This window comes from Rummeliibacillus pycnus (assembly GCF_002884495.1).
Classification (GTDB): Bacteria; Bacillota; Bacilli; order Bacillales_A; family Planococcaceae; genus Rummeliibacillus; species Rummeliibacillus pycnus.
Window position 1 is genome coordinate 316,422 of the sequence record NZ_KZ614145.1, and the last position, 19,719, is coordinate 336,140.

A 19,719-nucleotide genomic window follows, 5' to 3' on the forward strand; every position below is an offset into this window, starting at 1 on the left:
TTTTAAATAGTTGACATATTTCTTGGAAATGATATGATATGTAGTAATCTGTAGAATTAATAAATGCCTATGACCAAGAAAGTAACAATCAGTAAGTACTTTTAAGAGAGGAAAAGACGTGGCTGAAATCTTTTCTATTGTACCGATTAGTGAAAAACACTTGAGAGGTTTTTCTTCGAACGAGCAATTTAGTAGGGGAAAACGGAATCGGCCGTTATCCGATTTGAGAGGATTTAGTAAGAAAAAGGCTAAATCAACTAGGGTGGAACCGCGGAAGCTAATATAGCTCTCGTCCCTTGCAATATGCAAGGGGCGAGAGCTTTTTTTATTGGAAACGGGAAGCTTTTGTTGAAGCCGTTTATGATAGAAAGGAGAACTGTGTATGAGTTTTAAAGTACCTAGAGGCACACAAGATATTCTACCGGGGCAAACAGAAAAATGGCAAAAGGTGGAGGAAATTATCCGTCATCTATGTCAAGTATACCGTTACCCAGAAATTCGTACACCTATTTTTGAATCCACTGAGTTATTCCAACGTGGTGTAGGTGATACAACTGATATCGTGCAAAAGGAAATGTACACATTTAAAGATCGTGGTGATCGTTCGCTTACTCTTCGTCCAGAAGGTACAGCTGCAGTTGTACGATCATATGTTGAACACAAAATGTTCGGCCAACCAGACCAACCTGTAAAATTGTCATATATTGGACCAATGTTCCGCTATGAACGCCAACAAGCAGGTCGCTACCGCCAATTTGTTCAATTTGGTGTTGAAGCGATTGGAAGTAAAGATCCAGCAATCGATGCAGAAGTGATTGCTCTTGCCATGAATGTTTATGAAGCAGCTGGATTAAAAGATGTAAAACTAGTGATTAATTCACTTGGTGATCATGAAGTTCGAGCAAAACATCGTGAAGCATTGGTGATGCACTTTGAACCACATATTCACGAGTTTTGCTCAGACTGCCAATCACGTCTTGAAAAAAATCCGCTTCGAATTTTAGATTGTAAAGTGGATCGTGATCATCCTTTAATGGCAACAGCTCCTGCTTTAACAGATTACCTAAATGAGGAGTCTGCTCGTTATTTCGAACAAGTAAAAAAATATTTAGATGTACTTGGTATTTCGTACGAAGTAGATCCAAATCTTGTGCGTGGTTTAGATTACTACAACCACACTACGTTTGAAATTATGAGTACTGCTGAAGGATTAGGTGCTATTACAACTTTATGTGGTGGCGGCCGCTACAACGGCCTTGTAGAAGAAATCGGTGGCCCTGAATCACCAGGTATTGGTTTTGCGATGAGTATCGAACGTTTACTGCTAGCTTTAGAAGCCGAAGGAAAAGAATTAGATACAGAAAATCAATTGGATATGTACATTGTTGCAATGGACGATGAAGCTAAACTAAAAGCTGTAGAATTAGCAAGCTCTTTCCGTGCAAAAGGTATTTCGACTGAAATTGATTATTCAAACCGCAAAATGAAAGCACAAATGAAATCTGCTGATCGTCAAAAAGCTACTTGGGTAATAGTACTTGGCGAAACAGAATTAGCTGAACAACAAGCAACTGTGAAAAACATGGCAACAGGGAATCAAGAAATGGTTCCATTCCATAATCTAGTAAATTACTTAACAAAACAGAAAGAACAATAATTGGAGGAATTATACATGGCAACACGTACACATGAATGTGGAGTTTTGCGCGCTAAAAACGTTGGCGAGCGCGTCGTATTAAAAGGTTGGGTACAATATCGTCGTGACTTCGGTGGATTAATCTTCATTGATTTACGTGACCGAACTGGTTTAACACAAGTTGTGTTCACACCAGAAAACTCTCAAGAAGCATTAGATTTAGCGGATACATTCCGTAGCGAATATGTGATCGAAGTTGAAGGTGAAGTGCGTCCTCGTACACCTGAAATGGTCAACCCGAATTTAGAAACTGGTGAAATCGAAGTTTACGTTGATAAAGTTACATTAATCAATAAAGCTAAAACACCACCATTCCAAATTGAGGACCGTATCCAAGTAAATGAAGATTTACGTTTAAAATACCGTTACTTAGACTTACGTCGCCCTGTAATGTACAATACATTCAAATTACGTTCAGATGTAACTAAAATCATTCGTAACTTCTTACAAGATGAAGGATTCCTTGAAGTTGAAACACCAATCCTAACAAAATCAACTCCAGAAGGTGCTCGTGACTATCTTGTACCATCACGTGTACACGAAGGTGAATTTTATGCACTACCACAATCACCACAATTATTTAAACAATTATTGATGGTATCTGGTTTTGAAAAGTATTTCCAAATCGCTCGTTGTTTCCGTGATGAAGACTTACGTGCGGATCGTCAACCAGAATTTACACAAATCGATATGGAAATGAGCTTCTTAACACAAGAAGAAATTCTTGATATTAACGAACGTTTAATCCAAAAAGTAATGAAAGAAATCAAAGGTATTGATGTTCCACGTCCATTCCAACGTATGAAATATGATGAAGCAATGGCACGCTATGGATCAGATAAACCAGATGTTCGTTTTGGTTTAGAACTAATTGAACTTACAGACGTAGTTGCTGGATGTAACTTCAAAGTATTTGCACAAACTGTTGAAGCTGGTAACCAAGTAAAAGGTCTTAACATCAAAGGTGCAAATGATCAATACTCTCGTAAAGATTTAGACGAATTAACAAAATTTGTTGGTCGTTATGGTGCAAAAGGTCTTGCGTGGATTAAAGTCACTGAAGAAGGTCTTACTGGCCCTATCGGTAAATTCTTCCAAGATGAATATGGTCAAAAATTAGTTGAACGGATGAAAGCAGAACCAGGCGATACATTAGTATTCGTTGCAGATAAAAAATCTGTTGTTGCGGATGCTCTTGGCGCACTTCGTAAAAAATTAGGTAAAGAACTAGGCTTAATCGACGAATCACAATTCGCATTCTTATGGATTACTGATTGGCCATTACTTGAATACTCAGAAGAAGAAGGTCGCTACACAGCAGCTCACCATCCATTCACTCGTCCATTCGATGAAGATTTGGATAAAATGGAAACAGCTCCTGGAGAAGTTCGAGCACAAGCTTACGATATCGTGCTTAACGGTTACGAACTTGGTGGTGGATCACTACGTATTTACGAGAAAGACTTACAAGAGAAAATGTTCAAAGTACTTGGTTTCACACAAGAACAAGCACAAGAACAATTTGGTTTCTTAATGGATGCCTTTGAATATGGTGTTCCTCCACATGGTGGTTTAGCATTTGGTCTTGACCGTTTCATCATGCTACTAGCAGGTCGTGACAACTTACGTGATACAATCGCATTCCCTAAAACAGCATCAGCTAGCTGCTTATTAACCGAAGCTCCATCTGAAGTAGCAACTGCACAATTAGATGACTTACACATCCGTGTTAAAACAATAGCTGACGAAGACTAAAAGCAAAGGACGCTCGTTTAGCTTTGTCGGTCAAATGTTCTTCACGCTTCACAAACCCTTTACCAGTATGAATTGGTAAAGGGTTTGCTCATTTTGTAAATTTTTCTTAAAATTTCATTCAGTTAATTTTGATTTTTCAGAACATTCATGTTAAGATTAATTCAACAACAAATCCTGATGTGTTCGATGAAACTTAATCAGTTTTGACCGAACATAGTATCGTTGGGAGTTGGCATTTTGAAATGGCAAACATGCCCGTCATGGGACCTTTAAAGTTTCAAATACAACACCCACCTGCAAGAGAGCGGGTTCAAAGCGATTGGAAAAAAAATCAACGGCACAATTGGGATTTGTTCTATTAAGAGACTAATAACCTTTGATTCTTATAGAGTCAGAGGTTTTTTTGTATGCTTCTTTAGTTTTTACGTATTTTATTGAGTTGTCCTTTGAGGAGCCATTTAGAAATGCAAGCAAATTAGAGCAGGAGAGCGGTCAGTTACAATCATTCCTGACCATCACCTACCTGTAATAATATGAAATAAAGGAACACTCTGGAATTACATGGTCATAAAGAATAAGAGACGAAACAGAAACATAGAGTACAAGTAATCGTAATGCTAATGAGTATTTGGACGTTTTCACAATCACTTTTAAAGGAGGAAAGGATAAAATCACTCTTATAAATTTTCCTAAAAAGTCTTGGAATCTAAGTCACTTTGTAATTGGTATAGACAACTATACCAGAAGATTTAAAAACAAAGGAGAGTGAAGATTTGTTAGGATTTTTGCAAAAAATCGGTAAGTCCTTGATGTTTCCAATCGCTACATTGCCTGCAGCAGCATTGCTTGTTCGTTTAGGTTCTGATGATATGCTTGGTAGTTTTCAAGTGAAATTCATACAGATAATTGCGAAGATAATGGCCGCATCAGGCGGTGCGATATTAGATAACTTACCACTTATTTTTGCGATTGGTATTGCGATGGGGTTTGCATTTGATAATAGTGGTGGTGCTGCACTATCAGGAGCGGTTGCACACTTAGTGTTAACAGGTGTATTAGCAAAAATAAATGCAGATTTAAATATGGGCGTTTTCGGTGGCATTATTGCAGGTATCGTAGCAGGTACCTTATACAATAAATTTTATAATGTTAAATTTCCTGAATGGTTAGCTTTCTTTGGAGGAAGGCGATTTGTTCCAATTATAACATCCATAACAATGGCAATTCTTTCTGGTGTTCTTGCTTATGTATGGGGGCCTGTTCAAGATCTGATTGATGGAACAGGTAATTGGATGCTTGGTGCTGGAGCATTAGGTGTAGGTGCTTATGGATTCTTTAACCGTTTGTTAATTCCTGTAGGTTTACACCATGTCATAAATACGATTGTATGGCTGGATTTTGGTGAATTTAAAAATGCAGCAGGTGAAATTGTTAAAGGGGATATTCCTCGTTTCTTAGCGGGTGATCCGACAGCAGGTTTATTCCAAGCAGGATTCTTTCCAATCATGATGTTCGGTTTACCAGCAGCATGTTTAGCAATGTACTTTGCAGCAAAGAAAGAAAAGCGAGCTGTAGTAGGTGGTATGTTTGTATCAATTGCTTTAACAGCATTCCTCACAGGGGTAACAGAGCCAATAGAGTTTACATTTATGTTCTTATCTCCTATTTTATATGTCATTCATGCTGTGTTAACAGGGGTTTCATTAATGGTTGCTGCTACCTTAGGAATCCATGATGGTTTTGGATTCTCAGCGGGGCTAATTGATTATTTATTAAACTTTGGTATTGCTCAAAAACCATTATTATTAATCCTTCAGGGCTTAGTGTTTGCTGTCATCTACTTTGTCATCTTCTATTTCCTCATTATCAAGTTAGATTTAAAAACACCTGGGCGTGAAGATGATGAGGAGGACACACAAGATATAAAGGGAACGGAAGATGAAGTACTTGATACTAAAGCTTATCATACAATTGAAGGATTAGGTGGAAAAGATAATATTCAACAAATCGAATACTGTACAACTCGTCTTCGTTTAACGGTAAAAGACGCAGATCAAATAAACGAAAAAGAGCTAAAAAAATACGGGGCTCGTGGAACAATACGCATCAACAAAACAAATGTACAAGTAATTATTGGTACATCTGTAGAATTCTTAGCAGAAGCCATGAAGAGACGTCTTGCAAATGGAAATCCTATACCTAAAACAAATTTCACGGTAGAAGGATTTGAGAAAAAGGTTGATTTGGATACAACATTTCATGTAGAGGATTTTGAGATGCCTGTAACGGGTGAGATTATTCCGTTAGCTGAAGTTCCTGACCAAGCGTTTGCATCAGGAGTGATGGGACCAGGATTTGGCATTATACCAAAAGACAATACGATTAAATCACCAATTGATGGGAAAGTAATGATGATTTTCCCTACTAAACATGCAATTGGCTTAGTTACTGATACTGGAATTGAAGTGTTGATTCATGTTGGTTTGGATACTGTAAAACTAGACGGCGAAGGTTTTGAATTGCTCGTAGCGCATGATCAGCTGATTAAGCGTGGAGATCCTTTGCTCAAAGTTGATTTGAATTATGTAAAAGCAAATTCACCTTCAATTGTAACACCTGTTATTTTTACAAATTCTCATGATCAAACCGTTGTTTTAGAAAAAACAGGTTATCAAAGAAGTGGAACAACTAATATCATACATTTCAAGTAATATTGAGACATTAATAATTAAGTGAAGCTAAAGAATGCTAAGCCAGGGGAACACCTGGCTTAGCATTAGGAGATGTTTTAATTGACACGATCAATGCTTATTGAAAATGTAACAGTTGTTAACAACGATGATATTCAAGAAAATGTAGATGTCTATATTGTGGATGGAGAAATAAGAAAGATAGGGAATCAGTCAAATCTTATAGCTGATGAAACAATTGATGGCTCAAATCTATACCTCTTTCCAGGTTTTATTGATATGCACATACACGGTTCGGCAGGAAAAGATACAATGGATGCAACTCCAGAAGCTCTTCATACAATAGGGAGATCATTAGTGGAAGAAGGAACAACAAGTTATTTAGCTACTACAATGACGCAATCTTCCAAGGAAATTGAAGCAGCACTCCGTAATTTAGCTGTTTTCAAAAGTGATGAAAACGAGGCAGATATGATAGGTATCCATCTAGAAGGACCCTTCATTTCAAAAAAGTGTGCGGGTGCACAGCCAATTCAACATATAATTCCACCAACTATTGCATTATTTGAACATTGGCAACAAATAAGTGGCAATCGTATTAAAGAAATAACAGTAGCTCCCGAAGTGGAAGATGGTTTTGAATTTGTCAAAACACTTGCGAAACAAGGCGTTATTGTATCAATTGGACACTCGGACGCAACATTTCATGAAATGAAAAAGGCCATATCATTCGGTGTCAGGCAGGGAACACATTTATATAATCAAATGAGACCCTTCCATCACCGTGAACCAGGTGTAGTTGGTGGAACGTTATTGTTACCACAGATTAAAGCTGAAATGATTGTAGATTTTGTTCATTCCCATCCACAAGCAGTGCGTCTAGCGTATCAGATGAAGGGGGCTAAAGACATTATTCTCATCACAGATGCAATGCGTGCTAAAGGCGTACCGTATGGAGATTATGAGTTAGGTGGACAGCTAGTAGTTGTAACCAAAAATGGAGCACATCTTCCGAATGGAGCATTAGCAGGAAGTGTATTAACGATGGATGCTGCAATACGTAATATGAAAAAAGCAACAAACTGTACTTTACAAGAGTTAGTAGCAATGTCTTCTACCAATGCTGCTAAACAATTAAATCTATCCAAAAAAGGAAAAGTGAAAGAAAAGTATGATGCGGATTTAATACTTTTAAATAATGATTTAACGATACAAAAAACAATTAAAAATGGAAAAGTGATTTATTCAGCAAAAGTATAATTTTAACTAAAGGTGTTGAATGATTTGGTTAACAAAAGTTCACATGTGCCAGTTTATATACAGATAGTGGAATTATTGAAAGAGAAAATTGTACATGGTGAATACACTATAGGTTCAACCATTCCTTCTGAAAGAGAGCTTGCTGAAACATTTCATGTAAGCCGAATGACGGTAAGACAATCCATTACTCAACTTGTTAATAGCGGATTGTTATATAGGGAGAAGGGGAGGGGAACGTTTGTAGCGATACCTAAATTCGAGCAGCCATTAAATGGACTGACAAGTTTTACAGAAGATATGCTTGCTAGAGGAATGGAGCCAAGTAGCCATATTATTGCGTTTAAGAAACAAGTTCCTACTTTCGATATTCGAGAGGATCTCAATCTTAAAGACGGCGATGAAGTTTTTTCTATTGCTCGAATAAGAAATGCTGATCAGAAACCAATGGCTATTGAACGAATGTATATCCCTGTTAAACTTTTTCCAAACTTAATAGAAAAACAACTCCAAGGCTCATTATATAATCTTGTGGAAAATCAGTATGGTTTAGAAATTGGTAATGCTATCCAGCAACTAGAAGCTTCTATTGTGACAAAAGAGGATGCAAAGTATTTAAATTTGGATACTTCAGCTGTAGTTCTACTAATAAAAAGAATGAGTTTCTTATCAAATGGCCAACCATTTGAAGTGGTCCGCAGTGCATATCGTGCAGATCGTTATAAATTTATAACTGAGATAAGAAGATGAAATCCTAAAAAGTTCTAAGTAACGTTAAATTGAATTGGAGGCGTTTTGAATGAAAAAACAATTTACCATAACTACAACGGAAGGACTACATGCAAGACCTTCTACACTGCTCGTTCAAGCAGTTATTCCTTATACTTCAGAAGTCCAACTCTCTTATAATGGAAGAACAGTAAACTTAAAATCAATTATGGGTGTTATGTCTCTTGGCGTTCCATCAGGTTCTACAATTACAATATCTTCAGACGGAGCAGATGCAGAAAAACTTTTAGAGAAAGTTGCAACGGTAATGACAACAGAAGGAATTGGCTTGGAATGCTAGAGTTAAAAGGAATTCCTGTTTCGAACGGAATTGCAATTGCTAAGGCATATTGTTTGAGTGAACCGGAGTTATCTTTTAAGAAGATTGAAATACAAGATGTCAATCATGAAAAAATACGTTTTCATCAGGCTGTCTTGAAAGCAAAGACTGAACTTGAAGAAATTCACAATAAAGCAAAATTGAAATTAGGTGATGAAAAAGCTACTATTTTCCAAGCACACCTCTTTGTTTTAGAAGATCCAGAGATGTTACGGATGATTGAGAATCGGATTGCTGAAGGTGTAAATGCAGAATATGCGCTTGATGAAGTTTCTACTATGTTTATCAAAATGTTTGAAGGAATGGAAAACGACTATATGAAAGAAAGAGTAGCTGATATTCGGGATGTAACGAATCGAATAATGGCTAAACTCTTAAACGTTACGATTCCCGATTATCGTCAATTGGATGAGGATGTCATCATTGTTGCAGAAGATTTAACGCCATCTATGACCATGCAATTGGATAAGAAGTTTGTAAAAGGTTTTGTAACGGATATAGGAGGACGTACATCACACTCTGTTATTTTAGCCCGAACAATGGAAATACCAGCTGTTGTAGGCACAAAAATAGCCACAAAGGAAATTATACATGGTACTTCCATTATAGTAGATGGTGCTAAAGGAGTTGTAATTGTAAATGCATCCGTCGAAGATATAGCTACTTATCAATTAGCTCAACAAGCTAATAATAAGAAACGGAAAAAACTAGAATCTTTTAAAGATAGACCAAGTGTAAGTGCAGATGGACATCATGTTGAAATGTCAGTTAACATCGGTAAACCGGCAGATGTTGAAGCGGCTCTTTCTACTGGAGCAGATGGAATAGGTCTTTTTCGTACGGAGTTTTTATATATGGATCGTGAAACATTGCCAACAGAAGAAGAACAATTTCATGCATACAAATATGTTCTAGAAACAATGAATGGAAAACCAACTATAGTACGCACATTAGATATTGGTGGAGATAAAGAGTTGACATACCTAAAGTTAGGCAAAGAGTTGAATCCCTTTTTGGGATTTCGTGCTATTCGCTTATGCCTAGATCATCACGAACTATTCCGTGTCCAATTACGTGCATTACTTCGTGCAAGCGTTTATGGCAATTTGAAGATAATGTTTCCAATGATTGCAACGCTAGAAGAATTCAGACAAGCAAAAGCATTACTTGAAGAAGAGCGCCGAAATTTGGTAAAGAATCGTATAAAGGTTAGTGATACCATTGAAATTGGAATGATGGTTGAAATTCCATCAGCTGCTATGATTGCAGACCTATTTGCAGAAGAAGCAGATTTCTTATCGATTGGAACAAATGATTTAATTCAATATACGCTGGCGGCTGATCGTATGAATGAAAAAGTTTCTTATCTATATCAACCTTATCATCCAGCCATTTTAAGACTTATAAAAACGGTCATCGATGGTGCTCATAAAAAAGGTAAGTGGGTAGGAATGTGCGGAGAAATGGCAGGGGATGAAATGGCAATTCCAATTTTACTAGCTCTGGGATTAGATGAATTTTCAATGAGTGCATCGTCTATTTTACATACTCGAGCACAGATTGCAGAAATTAATAAAGAGCAGTTAGGTCCTCATTTAGATGAAATTTTCAAACTTACAACAGCCGATGAGGTTTCACAATATGTGAAGAAATTCTTGTTGAAAAACAACTAAGGAAAAAGGTGTAAGATGACTATTCAACTACTATCAATTCAAAACATTGATCAGCTCTATGAAAAAGCCTTTTCCATTTTGAAAGAACAACAAAATACGGGGGCAAAGAATTTTGGTTTAGCTACAGGTGGAACCATGATCCCTTTGTATAAATACATTCGCAATAGTGCTTTAGATTTTTCACATTGCAATAGCGTAAATCTAGATGAGTATGTAGGGTTACCTAAAAGTCATCCACAAAGCTATTTTTCTTTTATGAGAAAACACTTATTTAATACAAAGCCATTTGGAATAACCTATCTACCAAATGGAGAAACGGCAAATCCTGAAGAAGAAGCAAAGCGCTATGAAACAACTTTAAAATCATTAGAAATTGATCTTCAATTATTAGGTGTAGGGGAAAATGGTCATATAGGATTTAACGAACCTGGAACATCATTTACAAGTGAAACACATGTTGTAACCTTAACAAATTCCACAAGAAAAGCGAATGCGAGATTCTTTCACACAATTGATGACGTACCGAGAAAAGCCATCACAATGGGAATCGCATCTATAATGAGAGCAAAACAAATTCTGCTTATTGCAGTAGGTGCTAAGAAAAGACCCGCAATTCAAGCATTACTGCATGGTGAAATAACAGAAATGATACCTGTTACCGTATTAAAAAAACATGGTAATGTTATAGTTTTAACAGATTTAGGCTTCAAAAATACAAATCATGATGACTAAGATGAGATTGGAAGACTCTTGATATTTATTGAGAGCCTTCTTTTTTTATAAATGAACATCGCACTAGTCTTATTTCATAGTTTCATGAAAAATCATTTCATACACCGTGTAAATAAGTATTCATATGTTGAAATGTTATTTCATATTAAATGTAATAAAAGCGTTAATCATTAGAGGGTAGAAACTTCGAATAAGTGAGGGATTCAGTTGTTTGGCTTTTCAATCTATTTAAACGAAGACTTAAAAGAAAGCGATTACAATTATATTTGTAAAATGAAGGATTTCGGATTTGAAGAAGTGTTTACATCATTACATATACCAGAATATGATACATCTCTATATAAAAAGCAATTAATTGCATTAGGGGAAGTATGTAAAAAATCGGATATAAGACTTACGGTAGATATTTCTCCGTCAGCGCTTGAAACAATAGGGTTGTCTCTAAAAAATTCTAATGAAATTAAGCAAATAGGGATTACAGGAATTCGTTTTGACTATGGGTTTTCGATGAAGGAAATAGCCCAGTTGTCTCATGAACTATTTGTTGCACTAAATGCAAGTACAATTATGCCTCATCATGTTGAAGTACTAAAAGCGAATCATGCAAACTTTGAAAACATGGAAGCTTGGCACAACTATTACCCAAGAAACGAAACGGGTTTAAGTAAGCAATTTTTAGAAGAAAAAAATAGTATGTTAAAAACGTGGGGTTTTACCACAATGGCGTTTGTTCCTGGGGATAGACTAATTCGTGGTCCTGTATACAGTGGCTTACCTACTCTTGAAAAACACAGAGGTCATCATTCTTTAAGCTCAGCAATCGAATTACTAACTGACACGTCAACCGACAAAGTTTTTATCGGTGATCCACGACTAAGCAAAGAAACGATGAAACAGTTTCAAGCATTTTTGAAGGAGAAAACGATCTTATTATTTGGAACTATGTTAGATCATGCACCAAACTACATCACTAATAATTTTCATAATCGATGCGATGTTGCAAGAGATGTTGTTCGCTTAGAGGAGGCACGATCTTTAGTAACTGGAACGATTCAACCGCAAAATATTATTGCGCGTGAAAAAGGCTCCATTACCATCGATAATTTTAACTATGGTCGCTACATGGGGGAAATTCAAATTACAAAAAATGATCTTCCTAGTGATCCAAGAGTAAACGTAATTGGTGGTATTCGGAAAGAAGATTTTGAATTATTACCATTGATAGGTCCAGGTCAGAAAATAATGATTAAGGAGTTGAATGGGTGGATTTAGATAAGTTAACGACCGAGAAGAGAAACCAAAAAACGATGCATCTAGATGAAATGACTATTGATGAAATATTGATGTTAATGAACATTGAAGATCAAACAGTTCCAAAAAGTATAGAGAAAGAAATTCCACAGATTAAAAAAGTAGTTACTGCGATTATTTCATCCTTCCAAAAGGATGGTCGACTTATTTACCTAGGGGCAGGAACGAGTGGTCGACTAGGTATTTTAGATGCTGTAGAGTGTGTTCCAACATTTGGAATAGCCCCTGAAAAAGTTGTGGGATTAATCGCAGGGGGTATGTCTGCTATGACAGTTGCTGTAGAGGGGGCAGAGGATTCTAAAGAGTTAGCTGAACGAGATCTTCGAAATTTACATTTGAATTCAAAAGACATCGTGATTGGTATTGCAGCAAGCGGACGTACCCCATATGTAGTTGGCGGTCTAAGATATGCAAATAATGCAGGAGCTACAACTGCAAGTATTGCGTGCAATAAAAATTCAATCATTAGTACATACGCTACATTTCCAATTGAAGTAGAGGTGGGACCAGAAGTTTTAACGGGTTCTACAAGATTAAAATCCGGAACGGCACAAAAATTGATATTGAATATGCTGTCAACCGTTTCCATGATTGGTATTGGAAAGGTATATAAAAACTTAATGGTCGATGTCCAACCAACAAATGAAAAACTAGTAGAACGTTCGAAACGTATTATCATGCAAGCTACGGATTGTTCGTATGAAGAAGCAAGTAAGAGTTTTGAAAACGCAAATCTGGACGTGAAGTTGGCAATAGTCATGCTGTTAACAAATTTAGGAAAGAAAGAAGCAAAAGAACGTTTGAAACAAGCTAAAGGATTTGTGCGAAAAACACTTTAAGGGGGATTGGATATGGCCGAATCAAAAGAACAACGGATCGCAAGAGAAATTTTTGAACAAGTCGGTGGAATGGGAAATGTCTCTAAAATTATCCATTGCATGACTCGTGTACGCATGAGTATTAGAGATGCAACAAAAGTTAAACTAGAGGGTTTAAAAAATATTCAAGGTGTATTAGGAATCGTAGATGATGAAACATTGCAAGTAGTAGTAGGACCGGGCACAGTATGTAGGGTAGCACATGAAATGGTAGGGATGGCGGGAGTAAAGTTGGGAGAGCCATTTCTAGAAAAGTTCAGTACATTAAATGATGAAGACCATTTGACAGATCGACAACGAGTCGAAGCAAAGGCTGCGGAAGTGAAGGCAACTTATAAGTCCAAACAAAAAAGTACAAAATTCAAGAGAATACTAAAGTCCATTTCAAATATTTTCGTACCGTTGATTCCTGCATTTGTAGGTGCTGGTTTATTAGGCGGTATAGCGGCAATTTTATCTAATATGCTTGTTGCAGGACAAATAGGTGATAGTTGGACACAAATGATTACGATACTAAATATTATCAAAAATGGTGTATTCGCATATTTAGTAATTTACGTTGGGATTAATAGTGCAAATGAGTTTGGCGCAACACCTGGATTAGGGGGAGTCATAGGTGCTACAACTTTATTAACTGGTATGAATCCTGATGCTCCGTTAACCAATATCTTCAATGGTTCTGCTTTAGCAGCTGGGCAGGGTGGTATTTTAGGCGTTATTTTCGCTGTATGGATCTTATCGATTGTTGAAAGAAAAGTGCGTAAATTTGTACCGGATGCAGTGGATATTATTGTAACACCTACGATTACATTGTTAATAGTAGGACTAATCACAATCTTTATCGTTATGCCTATTGCAGGCGTTATCTCAGCAAGTTTGGTAGGAACAGTTAATTGGATTTTAGATGTGGGCGGAGCATTTTCAGGTTTTGTACTTGGAGCAACTTTCCTTCCATTGGTTATGTTTGGATTACATCAAATACTAACCCCACTCCATATTGAGATGATTAATAGTTCAGGTGTGACATTGTTATTACCAGTATTAGCGATGGCTGGAGCAGGGCAAGTAGGAGCTGCTATCGCATTATGGGTAAAATGCCGGAAAAACAAAAAAATTACAAACCTTATTAAAGGTGCACTCCCGGTAGGTATTCTTGGAATTGGTGAACCGCTAATTTATGGGGTAACACTTCCATTAGGGCGTCCATTCATCACAGCTTGTATTGGTGGAGGAATTGGTGGTGCGGTGATCGCTGGAATTGGAGGTATAGGTTCCATTGCAATAGGACCAAGTGGTGTTTCATTAATTCCACTAATCGCAAATGGTCATATCCTTGGTTATATTTTGGGATTACTTTCAGCGTACATTGGTGGTTTTGTTGCAACTTATTTCTTCGGCGTACCAAAAGATGCTGTCCAAGAAAATGAAAGTGTAGAATAGTTCCAGGAATAGACTATTGAAAAACCATTTATTATTTTCAATTCAAAAAAGACTAGAGAGCTTATCAGTAGCTGAACGTAAAGTTGGAACATTTATTTTAGAAAACCCAACTGGAGTTATTGAAATGAGTACAGAAGAATTGGCATTAAGAGCAGGAGTAAGTCCAGCAACTGTTGTTCGATTTTGCCAATCTGTCAATAGTGAAGGATTTACGTCATTTAAATTAAAATTGTCTGCAGAATCAGTGATGGATAAAAAATTATATCAAGAGATTGATCCAAGTGATTCTACAAAACAAATAAAAGATAAGTTATCTATTCGAATTCAACATACCATTGCACAAACTAATCAAAAACTTGCCGATGATTCGATCAAAAAAGCAGCACAATTATTAAAAAAAGCAGATCGATTATTGATATATGGGATGGGTGCATCAAATGTAGTAGCAGAGGATATGAAGCAAAAATTTATACGAGTTGGTAAAATGGTCATCCATTCTCTAGACCATCATTTAATCACCTCCGCACTATCAGTACAACCTGAAAAGTCAGTGTTAGTATTAATCTCAAATTCAGGTAAGAAACAAGAGAGTATTAGGCTAGCGAAGATTGCAAAAGAATTAAATATTGAAAGAATTGTTATGACACATGATTCAAGTAGTACTTTAGCTAATTTTAGTTCGATAACACTTCTTCATGATTCAAGTGAAGAGAATCAGACAATTCGAAGTGCGGCAACTTTATCTCTTATCGCTCAACTCTATGCTTTAAATATTTTATATTACACATATGTGTCATTAGATTATGATGAAAATCTTAAAAAACTGTCCACTTCACATCGAATGGTCAGAGATTATTTTTAATAATAAGAAATACAAATTGAGTTCGAATTCTTTTATAAAAATACTGAATAAAATAGCTAGCCGATGCAATCCTACATAGATAGGTTGCATCGGCTTATTTAGTGATCACAGAATGTTTGACCTAGCAGTAGAAAAGCCATAACCAATTTTTTAATATTTTTTTTACCAATAAGTAATTCGTGTTATAATTAACAATTGTTTAGGGAATTTTCTAAGTAATTAACTTGGTTTACTAAAGTAATGAAATTTTAATAGATGGAGAGGGTTTTCATGTTACATCAATTTTCAAGAAATGAACTTGCAATAGGACAAGAAGGTTTAGATAAATTAAAGAATGCAACAGTCGCTATATTAGGTGTTGGTGGTGTTGGATCTTTTGCAGCGGAAGCTTGTGCAAGAAGTGGCGTTGGACGCATTATTTTAGTTGATAAAGATGATGTCGATATTACGAATATTAACCGTCAACTAGTTGCTTATATATCTACAATTGGCAAATCAAAATCAGCAGTTATGAAAGAACGTATAGCAGATATTAATCCAGAATGTGAAGTGATCGATTTGCACATGTTCTACACAGAAGAAACTTATGAAAAATTCTTTAGTTATGAACCAGACTATGTAATCGATGCATCTGATACAGTCATGTATAAAATTCATATTATGAAAGAATGCTTAAAACGTAATATTAAAATCATTTCTAGTATGGGTGCAGCAAACAAAATGGATCCAACTCGTTTCAAAATTGCGGATATCTCTAAAACACATACAGATCCACTTGCAAAAGTCATTCGATTAAAACTTCGAAAGCAAGGGATCAAAAAGGGAATTCCTGTTATCTTCTCTGACGAAAGCCCAATTGTTATTCGTCCAGATGTTGCAGAAACAGTGGGAAATCCAGATGCTGCTATTCGAAAAGCCAAAATGCCACCATCATCAAATGCTTTTGCTCCATCTACAGCAGGTTTAATTGCTGCAAGCTGGGTAGTGCGTGATCTATTGAAGGATATTAAGATTAATCGAGTACAAGGTTAATATTAGCGAAAAAAGCTGTATTTACACAATAAATGTGTGAGTACAGCTTTTTTTATCCTATAAATATGTTTGTAGGTTAATGTATAATTAGATTTTATTTCCATTAATGGTTGACTTGTTATATCGTTAGCTGATATATTGTTTATATCGACAGTCGATATATCAGTTGTTGATATGGGAGGTGCTTTGATGTCACAAGAACATGCTCCATTGACTGAAGGAGTTTACTATATTTTATTGGCACTTTATGAACCTAGACATGGATATGGCATTATGCAATTTGCAGAAGAAATGAGTAATGGACGTGTCAAACTTGGTGCGGGGACTATTTATGGGGCAATCAAATCATTGGTAAAGAAAAAATGGATTCAAGCCTATGAAGAGGATGGTAGAAAGAAAGAATATATCATTACAGATTTAGGAAAAGAAATAGTCGAATGGGAAGTAGCGCGGTTAAAAGAGCTTTATATAAATGGACAACATATACTTAATCGGGGGGATTTGTAATGAAACGATTTTTTCGAACGTTTATCGATTATGAAAGAGAAGAACGCTGGATTAATACTCAAAGTCTGAATGGATTGCATTTAAAGAGAGCACTTCCATTTTATTATCTATATGATGAAGGAGAGCCAGGAGAATTCATATATCGTGTTGTGTTCTTACCAAAGGAGCGAGAGGAATATTTAGAGTTTTTGGCTTCTACAGGTGTTGAGATTGTTTGTAAATATTATAAATGGGCGTATGTTCGAAAGAAGTCTGCAGATGGCCCATTTGAATTGTATTCAGATCATACATCTAAAATTTTCTATTATAATCGAATCATTTTACTCTATTTGTCTTTGTTTATTTATAATTTAATTTGTGCAATATCAAATATTTCTATTTTCCTTACATCCAAAGGTGAATCTTTAAAAAATTTAAATGGTTGGACGGGGTTATTAAGTTTACTTGTTGTGATTCTTTTATTGTCCCCATTAGTAAAAACATTTTATAAGATGAATGCTTTACAAAAGGAACAGGGAGTTTTTTACGATTAACAATGTTGAGGTTTATTGATGAATAATATTTATTAGAAATGAATACATTTGGAAGTTTGAAACGTATATGTATTATGTTCAGAAATTTCGCGCAAAAGGAGTAGAATTATGGCATTAGTGATTGATCAAGTAACAAAAAGGTTTCATGATTTCACAGCAGTTAATCAGTTATCTTTTACGATTGAAAAAGGAGAAATATTTGGTCTTATTGGCCAAAATGGAGCTGGTAAAACCACAACATTCCGAATGATTCTTGATTTGCAGGAGTCAACAGAAGGTGATATCTCGTGGAATGGAGAGTCTATGCATCATGTAAATCGAGACGTGCTTGGTTATTTACCTGAGGAGAGGGGGATTTTCCATTCTATGACAGTTGAAGATCAATTATATTTCTTCGGCGTTCTGCGAGGATGGACGAAAAAAGATTTAAAGAATGAAGTAGACTATTGGATTAAGCGGTTTGATTTGGAAGATAAGCGGAAATCAAAGGCAGAAACCTTATCAAAAGGGAATCAGCAAAAAGTTCAACTCATCGCAAGTTTTATTCATCAACCAGAATTTCTAATACTAGATGAACCATTTAGTGGTCTTGATCCTGTCAATCGATCATTATTAATGCAGGCGATTTTGTATCTACGAGAAAAAGGAACAACCATATTATTTTCAAGTCATCAAATGGATAACGTAGAGGAACTATGTGATCATCTATGTATATTAAAAAGAGGCGTCTCTCTATTTACAGGTAGTTTGATAGATTTAAAGGAACAATACGGAAAGATCAAATTAAGTATTCGGACTGAATTAAACGAATCCCAATTGAACGAGCTACCAGGAGTAAAAAGTGTTAAGAAAACGAAGGATGGCTACACCTTATTATTAGAAGATGAATCTTTTGGTGAAAAGCTTTATGAGATACTTGGAAAAGGAAAATATATGGAGAAATTTAGCATGGATTATTTATCATTAGATGAAATCTTCAAAGATTTGGTAGGTGGAGAGCATGTCTAAATTCTGGATATTAGCAACACAACTCTATAAGCAGAAGATTAAAACAAAATCATTTATATTTTCAATTGTGCTTTATGTAGCAATTATTAGTGTCGTAATGTTTTGGTCGGATATTAAAGCAGCGTTTTTCTCTGAAGAGCCACTCAAGATTGCTTTGATCAATGATACAAAACAAGATTTTAAAGAGGTTTTCCAATCAGATCGTGATATGAAGTTTTCATTTCCAACTGATAATCAGAAAAAGATCGAACAAAAAGTAAAGGATGAAAAACTAGATGCGGTTGTTGTTCTGAAAGAAACAAATGGAAAATTAGGAGCGGACATTGCTACATATAAACCTCTTGAATTCAATGATCAAACAAAACTTTCATCCTTAATCCAATACGCTGGAAAAATATATGCAGTCCAACAATTAAATTTATCTGCAGAACAGGCAGCTCAAATTGTTGAGTCACAAACACCTATTAATATGAAAAATTTAAACGAACAAACGAAAGACGGGAAGAGTGAAGATGAAAAAGCAGCAGGAATTGGTGCTTCTATTTTAGTGGGTTCATTAGTTTATTCACTTGTTATGTCGTTTTTATCAATGATTACGACAGATGTAGCTTCTGAGAAGGGATCTCGGGTATTAGAGGTATTGCTAGCAAGTGTTAAACCATCAACACATTTTTTAGCAAAATTAACAGGGACCTATTTATTAGCTTTAACTCAAATTGGTATTCTGTTAGCTGTGCAAATTGTGTTGTTTTTAACGCTTGATGGTGGTTCAAAATGGCATCGTGTAACAGATATTGTGGAACATTTATCGATGAGCTATGTCTTTTATACACTAGCCTATTTATTGCTATCTATTTTCTTGTTCTTAGTGATGGGCGCACTATTCGGTTCACTCGTATCGAAAGTGGAAGAAGCAGGGCAAGCGATGATGCCAGTTATGCTTATAGGAGTGGCAGGTTTCTATGTCTTAATGTCAGGTTTATATAGTCCTGATACATTATTAATCAAAGTATTTTCATTCATCCCATTTACAACAGTAATGGTCATGCCACTTAGAATGGGTGCAACAGATTTATCATCATTTGAACCTCTAATTGCACTGATTGCACTAGTCGTAACGGTTGTGTTAGCGTTCTTTGTTACGTTATCGTTCTATAAACGAAGTGTACTAACATATAGTTCAGGCGGGATAATACAGAAAATTAAAACAGTGTTAAAGGTTACTACTTAATAGGAG

At 35.9% G+C, this 19,719-nt stretch carries 17 protein-coding genes, 1 other RNA gene and 1 other annotated feature; all 18 genes read left to right on the plus strand.

The window, feature by feature from the left end; genetic code table 11:
* The first annotated feature begins 60 nt into the window (after window positions 1-60).
* Window positions 61-300 (plus strand) — a binding site (T-box leader).
* A gap of 82 nt (window positions 301-382) precedes the next feature.
* The 18 genes from hisS (at window position 383) to CEF14_RS01665 (ending at window position 19,713) form a co-directional block, all read left to right on the plus strand.
* The gene (gene hisS / locus CEF14_RS01580; RefSeq protein ID WP_102691222.1) at window positions 383-1,657 is read left to right on the plus strand and encodes a histidine--tRNA ligase; all 1,275 of its coding nucleotides are present in this window, start codon (window positions 383-385) and stop codon (window positions 1,655-1,657) included.
* A gap of 15 nt (window positions 1,658-1,672) precedes the next feature.
* Window positions 1,673-3,451, plus strand: a complete 1,779-nt coding sequence (gene aspS, locus CEF14_RS01585; protein WP_102691223.1) for an aspartate--tRNA ligase — start codon at window positions 1,673-1,675, stop codon at window positions 3,449-3,451.
* 168 nt (window positions 3,452-3,619) lie between these two features.
* Window positions 3,620-3,805: non-coding RNA, 6S RNA (ssrS, locus tag CEF14_RS01590), on the plus strand.
* A gap of 419 nt (window positions 3,806-4,224) precedes the next feature.
* A complete protein-coding gene (gene nagE, locus CEF14_RS01595) occupies window positions 4,225-6,162 on the plus strand; it encodes an N-acetylglucosamine-specific PTS transporter subunit IIBC (protein ID WP_102691224.1) in 1,938 nt (645 codons plus the stop codon).
* Between the two features lie 81 nt (window positions 6,163-6,243).
* Window positions 6,244-7,401, plus strand: coding sequence for an N-acetylglucosamine-6-phosphate deacetylase (gene nagA, locus CEF14_RS01600; RefSeq protein ID WP_245890023.1), 1,158 nt, complete (start codon window positions 6,244-6,246; stop codon window positions 7,399-7,401).
* Window positions 7,402-7,425: 24 nt separating this feature from the next.
* Window positions 7,426-8,148 (plus strand): GntR family transcriptional regulator, encoded by a 723-nt coding sequence (locus CEF14_RS01605; RefSeq protein ID WP_102691225.1) that lies wholly within the window; start codon window positions 7,426-7,428, stop codon window positions 8,146-8,148.
* 49 nt (window positions 8,149-8,197) lie between these two features.
* The gene (locus CEF14_RS01610; RefSeq protein ID WP_102691226.1) at window positions 8,198-8,467 is read left to right on the plus strand and encodes a phosphocarrier protein HPr; all 270 of its coding nucleotides are present in this window, start codon (window positions 8,198-8,200) and stop codon (window positions 8,465-8,467) included.
* Complete coding sequence (gene ptsP / locus CEF14_RS01615; protein WP_102691227.1) at window positions 8,461-10,179, plus strand: phosphoenolpyruvate--protein phosphotransferase; 1,719 nt, start codon at window positions 8,461-8,463, stop codon at window positions 10,177-10,179. The genes CEF14_RS01610 and ptsP overlap by 7 nt, the downstream gene beginning before the upstream one ends.
* A gap of 15 nt (window positions 10,180-10,194) precedes the next feature.
* Complete coding sequence (locus CEF14_RS01620) at window positions 10,195-10,911, plus strand: glucosamine-6-phosphate deaminase (RefSeq protein WP_245890024.1); 717 nt, start codon at window positions 10,195-10,197, stop codon at window positions 10,909-10,911.
* Window positions 10,912-11,118: 207 nt separating this feature from the next.
* On the plus strand, window positions 11,119-12,183 hold the full coding sequence (locus CEF14_RS01625; protein WP_102691228.1) for a DUF871 domain-containing protein: 1,065 nt from the start codon (window positions 11,119-11,121) through the stop codon (window positions 12,181-12,183).
* A complete protein-coding gene (murQ, locus tag CEF14_RS01630; RefSeq protein ID WP_102691229.1) occupies window positions 12,174-13,061 on the plus strand; it encodes an N-acetylmuramic acid 6-phosphate etherase in 888 nt (295 codons plus the stop codon). Before CEF14_RS01625 ends, murQ begins: the two co-directional genes overlap by 10 nt.
* Window positions 13,062-13,073: 12 nt before the next feature.
* Window positions 13,074-14,540, plus strand: a complete 1,467-nt coding sequence (locus tag CEF14_RS01635; protein ID WP_102691230.1) for a PTS transporter subunit EIIC — start codon at window positions 13,074-13,076, stop codon at window positions 14,538-14,540.
* A 16-nt stretch (window positions 14,541-14,556) separates the two neighbouring features.
* Window positions 14,557-15,402 (plus strand): MurR/RpiR family transcriptional regulator, encoded by an 846-nt coding sequence (locus CEF14_RS01640; protein WP_102691231.1) that lies wholly within the window; start codon window positions 14,557-14,559, stop codon window positions 15,400-15,402.
* 270 nt (window positions 15,403-15,672) lie between these two features.
* Window positions 15,673-16,434 (plus strand): tRNA threonylcarbamoyladenosine dehydratase, encoded by a 762-nt coding sequence (locus CEF14_RS01645; RefSeq protein WP_102691232.1) that lies wholly within the window; start codon window positions 15,673-15,675, stop codon window positions 16,432-16,434.
* Between the two features lie 189 nt (window positions 16,435-16,623).
* Complete coding sequence (locus CEF14_RS01650) at window positions 16,624-16,941, plus strand: PadR family transcriptional regulator (RefSeq protein ID WP_102691233.1); 318 nt, start codon at window positions 16,624-16,626, stop codon at window positions 16,939-16,941.
* Entirely contained in the window at window positions 16,941-17,474 is a 534-nt protein-coding gene (locus CEF14_RS01655; RefSeq protein ID WP_102691234.1) for a DUF2812 domain-containing protein, read from the plus strand. The genes CEF14_RS01650 and CEF14_RS01655 overlap by 1 nt, the downstream gene beginning before the upstream one ends.
* A 108-nt stretch (window positions 17,475-17,582) precedes the next feature.
* Window positions 17,583-18,482 (plus strand): ABC transporter ATP-binding protein, encoded by a 900-nt coding sequence (locus CEF14_RS01660; protein WP_102691235.1) that lies wholly within the window; start codon window positions 17,583-17,585, stop codon window positions 18,480-18,482.
* Window positions 18,475-19,713, plus strand: coding sequence for an ABC transporter permease (locus CEF14_RS01665; protein WP_102691236.1), 1,239 nt, complete (start codon window positions 18,475-18,477; stop codon window positions 19,711-19,713). The genes CEF14_RS01660 and CEF14_RS01665 overlap by 8 nt, the downstream gene beginning before the upstream one ends.
* Window positions 19,714-19,719: the final 6 nt, after the last annotated feature.